Genomic DNA, 6000 nt, shown 5'->3' with positions numbered 1-6000 from the left:
TTTCGCTCACTTTGGGCTTGAGGGGCTTAAACGGCTTGCGAATGGGTTGGTTGGGGACGTGTTCCTTTCAACCCATCTAAGGCGTTTAAGAAAAATGGGTTGAAAGGAACACGTCCCCAACCAACCCATCCATCCAGGAGAGGGCGGAGCGGTAGGCTTCCATGCCGGCGGGGTTGGTGAGGTCGCGGTCGAAATCGTGCGGCAGGTAGTACACCGTCTTCATGGTCGCGCGCGGCGCGGTGCGCGCGAGGGTCTTTGAGGCGCGCAGCGGCACATCCTCGTCGCCCGTGCTCGCCGCGATGAAGAGCGGGGGCAGCTGGGCGATGTCCTCGGCGGAAAGCGACCAGGCCTCCGCCGTACGCTCGGCCGCGCTCCCGTCGAGGCCCATGAGCTCGAGCCAGGCACCCTCGTGCTGGCGGGCGTACACGTAGAGGCTGTAGCGCAGCGGCTTCGGGCCCGAGGTGAGTGGCGCGGGCCGCACCATGGCCTCCGCCGTCGCGCGCGTGACCTCGGGCAGCGCGGTATAGGCGCGCGCGGGCTCGCGAAACGCGCGGTCAGTGAGGTCGTAATACCCATAGAAGTCGAGGATGCCGAGGGGTTGCGGCAGCGCGCGGACATTGGGGGCGCCGTCGTCGCCCGTCCCGCGCTCAATCCCACCCCGGCGCAGCTCGCGCGCGAGCACGAGCGAGAGGTACGCCCCCGCGGACCGGCCGAAGAGGAAGTACCCCGTAAGCTCGCCCGCCTCGACGCGCCTGCCCACGGCCTCGTACCAGGTGCGCGCGATCGCATCGACCACCTCGGGCAACGCGGCCTCGGGGCAGAGCGGGTAGTCGGCGCACACGAGGGTGTAGCCTGCGTCGGTGATCGCGCGGACGTACGGCGCGGGGAGGTCGTCGCGCTCGCCGTAGAGGAGCCCGCCGCCGTGCAGGTAGAAGACCGCGATATGGCGGTCGCGCCCTGCGGCGGGTTCGTGGATGGTGACGAGGTCCGCGAGCGTGCTCGCGGCGTCTGCGGCCGTGGCCATGGCTACCCCTTCCGGCTCAGCGCGATGATCTTGTCCGCGAGGATCACCTGCAGGAAATCGTCGGAGTTGCGCACGTCGACGCCGTAGACCTCGCGGACGCGGTCGATGCGGTAGCGCACGGTCTTGGGATGCAGGAAGAGCTCCTCGGCGGTCTCGTGGAAGTTCAGGCTGTGCTCGCAGAGCGTCACGGCGGTGCGGAAGAGGTCCGGGTTCTCGTCGTGCAGCCGCTGCAGCCGCGGGTCGATGAGGCCGTTCAGGCGCGAGGGGTCGTCCGCCGCGAGCAGCAGCTTGTAGATGCCCAGGTCATCGAAGCGCAGCGTCACGTTCTCGAAGCTCGAGTCATCGAAGAACCGGTAGGCGTTCATGATCTCGTTGTTGGTCACGGGGAGGTTGTAGCGGTCCACCGTGCTCGAGAGCACCGCGAAGTGCTTGAAGAGCGGCAGCGTGGAAGAGGCGTGCAGGTCCTCGAGGATGCGCTGCACCTCGTTCACGTCGATGCCCGAGAGCTCGCTGCGGAAGTTGTGCAGGATCACGAGGCGGTCGCCGTTGACGTACCACACGATGCCGGGGTAGGCCGAGCGCAGCCGCCGGCGGATCGCCTGGTGCAGCTCGTCTTGGCGGTCGGTGTCGCTCGGGTCCTCGAGCATGGCGCGCACGAGCAGCAGCTGGTAGCAGGGGCAACGGTCGACGCCGAGCAGCGTGAGGGCGCTGTCGATGCGCTCGCGCGTGGTGAAGCGTCCCAGCAGCAGGTCGTGCACCGTGTTGTTGTTCTGGTAGAACAGCTTCTGCTTCACGGCGTTCTGCTTCAGGATCTCGATCTGCAGAAGGCTCACGATGTTCTCGACGAACATGGTGTCGACGAGCGAGAGCTGCGAGGCGCTGCCGTGGATGATGAGGTAGTAGTCCACCCCGTCCGAGCTGGGGATGCGGATGGCGAGCGCGTCGCGGGTCTCCTCGGTATACAGGAGCTTCGCGTCGAAGTAGGCGTGCGTCTGGTAGGGGCTCGGGTCGCGCCGCGTGAACGAGTAACCCGTGAACTCCGCGAGCGCGGCGTCCGTGCCGATGCGCCGGTCGCGCCGGGCGTCGAGGTAGGTGGCCTCGGTGTGCAGCGAGTTCTTGATGGTGTTCAGGATGTAGGGGATGGACGGCTGCTTGAGCGCGAGCGCCATGACGTGCTGGTGCGATTCGTAGAAGCGGTTGAGCAGCGTGAGGTTCGAATCGAGCACGTGCCCGAGCACGTCTGAGAGGATCGCCTCGTACTTCACGGAGGGCGAGAGCCGTATGAGCGGCAGGTCGAAGTCGTCGCAGAGCTCCACGATCTTGTGCGGCACCTCGTCAACGGCGCGGCCCGGCTTGATGGCGAAGGCGCCGATGCCGATGGTGCTCATGGTGCGGAAGAACTTCCCCAAGCCGTTCTCGTCGAGGTTCATGAGGGCGAAGTAGCTCGAGATGATGAGCTGGCCGCGCTTGCCCCAGTTCTGGATGTCGGCGCCCTCGAGGATCATGGCGCTCGAGATCTCGTTATCGAGATAGCCCTCGCCGGCTAAGACATCGGAGCCGGCGAACGAGGGAAGCGTGAGCATCTCCTTGACGTTCACCGGAGCCTCCTGTCATGCACGCGTGCGGTCGGGTCAACGGTATCCAGCCTAGCGGGAGCGCGCGGCGCCCGGCGAGCCGTCGCGTTTCGAAACGCGATAGATGCCGGCCGGTTACCGCGAGGATACCGTCTCGTTATCCATTCGATACATAAATAAGTATATCGACGCCGTTGACGTGCTCATTTCCCGTTTGGACAAAGTGTTCCGACAAATCCTAGCCTGCCAGCGCATTATGCCCCGCCGACAGAATGGTTCAATTCGAGGCAATCGCACGGTGCGGCTGCGTCCCGGGATCGCCGCACGAGCGCCCCGCAGCGGCGTGTCTGTATCCAACGCACGAACAGGAGGAACGCGATGCTGCAAACGGTAATCAAGCCGAATTCCTACCAGGATTCCATCAACTTGATGCTCCTCACCAACAAGATCAACACCCTCGACGGCGTCATCCAGAGCCAGATCATGATGGGCACGGATGCCAACAAGGACATCTACAAGGCGGCCGGCCTCCTCACCGACGAGGCCGCGGCCGCGAACCCGTCCGACATGGTCATCGTCGTGGAGAGCGACGACGCGGCCATCCTGGACACCGTTCTCGCCGAGACCGAGGCCTTCCTCGCGGACCTCTCGGTGAAGAAGGAGGCCGCCGGCGGCCCCGCCGAGGCCACGAGCTGGGAAGAGGCCATCGCGCAGCTCCCCGACGCCAACATGGCGCTCTTCTCCATCCCCGGCGAGTACGCCGCACCCGAGCTCGAGCGCGCCCTCGATCTGGGCCTCAACGTCTTCTCCTTCACGGATAACGTGCCGCTCGAGGACGAGGTGCGCCTGAAGCAGAAGGCGCACGAGAAGGGCCTCCTCTTCATGGGCCCGGACTGCGGCACCGGCGTCATCTCGAGCGTGCCCATCGCCTTCACGAACGTCATCAACCCCGGCAACATCGGCATCGTGGGCGCCTCCGGCACGGGCATCCAGGAGGTCACGTGCATGATCGACCGCCTGGGCGGCGGCTGCGTGCACGCCATCGGCACCGGCGGCCGCGACCTCAACGAGAAGGTCGGCGCCGTGACGGTGAAGGACGCCATCGTGGCGCTCGAGAACCATGAGCCCACCGACGTCATCTGCGTCATCTCCAAGCCGCCCGCGCCCGAGGTCCGCGACGAGGTCGTCGACCTGCTCGAGAAGTGCACCAAGCCCGTCGTCGCCATCTTCATCGGCGAGAAGCCCGAGGCGCACCAGGGCAAGGTCTACCTCGCGCACACGCTCGAGGAGACCGCGCGCATCGCCGTCGACCTCGCGAACGGCAACCCCGTCAAGAAGAACTACCTCGAGCCGCTCGACTTCACCTGCGACGAGCCGCTGCCCGAGGACAAGACCGTCATCGGCCTGTACTCCGGCGGCACGCTGGCCGGCGAGGCCGCGATGATGATCACCGAGGCGCTCAACCTCGGCTCCATCATCAAGGAGGACGGCTACATGCTGCGCCACGGCGGCTACGACGTCATCGACCTCGGTGACGACGTGTACACCCAGGGCCGCCCGCACCCCATGATCGACCCGGAGGTCCGCATCAAGATGATGCGCGACTACTGCGACATGGACACCACCGGCGTCATCGTGTTCGACTGCGTGCTCGGCTACGGCTGCCATCCCGACATGGCCTCCGCGCTCGCGCCCGTCATCGCCGAGTGCAAGGCGAAGGCTGCCGCCGAGGGCCGCACGATCCAGTTCGTGGGCACCGTCGTGGGCACGAGCCACGACCCGCAGGACTACGAGCGCTCCATCAAGATCCTCGAGGACGCCGGCGCCATCATGGAGCCGTCAAACGCCATGGCCGTGCGCGCCGCGCTCGAGTTCAAGGGCGTCCACTTCACCGAGGAGGACCGCAAGGCCGTGCCGTACGAGGTGAAGGACACCTCGCCCCTGCCCGAGCCGAGCGAGGCCGTCATGGAGCTCCTCACCACCAAGCCGCGCGTGATCAACGTGGGCGTCGAGAGCTTCAACGACCCACTGCGCGCCTACGGCGCCGAGAGCGTCCAGTACACCTGGAAGCCCATGGCCGGCGGTAACAAGCGCATGATCCACCTGCTCACCGAGCTCGCCAAGGTCGAGGGCATCGACGAGGCCAACGAGCGCATCTGCCAGCGCTTCAAGGAGAGCCAGCCGCAGCTCGTGGACGTCGTGGTGGCCAAGGACGTCATCCCCGAGCTCAACCGCGAGAAGAAGACCCTCCTGCATGCCGGCCCGCCCATCACCTGGGAGAACATGCAGGGCCCCATGCGCGGCTCGTGCATCGGCGCGGCGCTCTTCGAGGGCTGGGCTGAGACGGAGGAAGAGGCCGTCAAGATGCTCGAGGCCGGCGAGGTCGAGTTCATCCCCTGCCACCACTGCCACGCCGTGGGCCCCATGGGCGGCATCACCTCGGCGAACATGGCCGTGCTCAAGGTCGTGAACCAGGCCGACGGCACCACCGCCTACTGCACCATGAACGAGGGCATCGGCAAGGTGCTGCGCTTCGGCGCCTACAGCCAGGAGGTCGTCGACCGCCTGCACTGGATGGCCGACGAGCTCGGCCCGGTGCTCTCCAAGGCGCTCAAGCTCTCCGACGGCGGCATCAACCTCAACGTGCTCATCGCGCGCGCCATCACCCAGGGCGACGAGTTCCACCAGCGCAACATGGCCGCAACGCTCAACTTCCTGAAGGAGGTCGCGCCGCTCATCGTGAAGACCGACGTGCCCGAGGACGCCAAGGAGCGCGTGATCCAGTTCCTCGCCGACACCGACCAGTTCTTCCTGAACATCATGATGGCCATGGGCAAGTCCATCGTGGACTACGTGCGCAAGGACGAGGAGGGCTGCGTGGTCTCCACCATGACCCGCAACGGCTACGAGTTCGGCGTGCGCGTCACGGGTCTCGGCGACCAGTGGTTCTGCGCGCCCGTGAACACGCCCATCGGCCTGTACTTCACCGGCTTCACCGCCGAGGACGGCTGCCCGGACAACGGCGACTCCGCGATCTGCGAGACCGTGGGCGTGGGCGGCATGGCCATGGTGGCCGCACCCGGCGTGACCCGCTTCGTGGGCGCCGGCGGCTTCGAGGACGCGCTCAACATCTCCAACGAGATGGAGAAGATCTGCGTCGAGCACAACCCCAACTGGTCCATCCCCACGTGGGACTTCAAGGGCACGTGCCTGGGCATCGACATCCGCAAGGTCGTCGCCACGGGCATCACCCCGCTCATCAACACCGGCATCGCGCACAAGAACGCCGGCGTGGGCCAGGTGGGCGCCGGCACCGTCCGCGCACCGCTCGCCTGCTTCGAGCAGGCGCTCGAGGCCTACTGCGCCAAGCTCGGCATCGAGTAGGAAGCGGGGCGTGACCGC

3 protein-coding genes are annotated in these 6000 nt (G+C 66.4%); 1 reads left to right on the top strand and 2 read right to left on the bottom strand.

The genetic code is table 11. From position 1 onward, the window contains the following. Positions 1-85 precede the first annotated feature (85 nt). Positions 86-1024 carry an alpha/beta hydrolase gene (locus tag BN423_RS06365; protein WP_019239427.1) on the bottom strand — a complete coding sequence of 313 codons (939 nt, stop codon included), beginning with the start codon at positions 1022-1024 and terminating at the stop codon, positions 86-88. 2 nt (positions 1025-1026) lie between these two features. Then, a complete protein-coding gene (locus BN423_RS06360; RefSeq protein ID WP_019239426.1) occupies positions 1027-2622 on the bottom strand; it encodes a PucR family transcriptional regulator in 1596 nt (531 codons plus the stop codon). Positions 2623-2976: 354 nt separating this feature from the next. Between BN423_RS06360 and fdrA the strand changes: the two genes are divergently transcribed. Beyond that, positions 2977-5982 carry a bifunctional FdrA/YlbE family protein gene (gene fdrA, locus BN423_RS11220; protein ID WP_019239425.1) on the top strand — a complete coding sequence of 1002 codons (3006 nt, stop codon included), beginning with the start codon at positions 2977-2979 and terminating at the stop codon, positions 5980-5982. Positions 5983-6000 lie beyond the last annotated feature (18 nt).

This window comes from Enorma timonensis (assembly GCF_000321165.1).
In the GTDB taxonomy this organism is placed as follows: domain Bacteria; phylum Actinomycetota; class Coriobacteriia; order Coriobacteriales; family Coriobacteriaceae; genus Enorma.
The sequence above is the reverse complement of the archived record's forward strand: the minus strand, read 5'-3'. Positions and strand labels throughout refer to the sequence as shown.

Bases quoted from the DNA above. Each gene is read 5' to 3' on its own strand.
- BN423_RS06365 (WP_019239427.1), bottom strand. From the start codon at position 1,024: ATGGCCACGGCCGCAGACGCCGCGAGCACGCTCGCGGACCTCGTCACC.
- fdrA (WP_019239425.1), top strand. From the start codon at position 2,977: ATGCTGCAAACGGTAATCAAGCCGAATTCCTACCAGGATTCCATCAAC.